This window comes from Polaromonas sp. P1_G2, assembly GCF_056405515.1.
This window is the reverse complement of record NZ_JBFUBY010001577.1, coordinates 1-382: the sequence shown is the minus strand read 5'-3', so window position 1 is coordinate 382 and position 382 is coordinate 1. Positions and strand designations below refer to the sequence as shown.

Sequence of the window (382 nt, the reverse complement as noted above, 5' to 3'; positions counted from 1 at the left end):
GCCCCATTCGGTCGTCGCCGAATGGGATGGCGACCGGTTGATGCTGGATATGCCCAACCAGGCCATGGCGCTGAGCTGCGCCTCCTACGCGGCCTATTTCGGCATCCCGGCCGAAAACGTAACGATCCGCTCGCCCTTCCTTGGCGGCGGCTTTGGTTCGAAGGCGATCCTCAACGGACCGCAAATGCTCGCCATCATCGCCGCACGCATGCTCAAGCGGCCGGTAAAGCTGGCGCTCACCCGGGGACAGATGTACGGCCCCGTCGGCCATCGGGGCCAAACCTGGCAGAAACTGCGCCTCGGCATGGACGGCGACGGCCGGCTGACGGCGCTCCACCACCGCTCTCTCAGCGCCACATCGAGCTTCGACGAATTTCTCGAA

At 64.9% G+C, this 382-nt stretch carries 1 protein-coding gene; it reads left to right on the top strand.

Features of this window, described 5'->3' with window-relative positions; translation table 11 throughout:
* Positions 1-382 (top strand): molybdopterin cofactor-binding domain-containing protein (locus tag AC1D0P_RS31620; protein ID WP_477680337.1); only part of this gene is annotated, 382 nt, incomplete at both ends.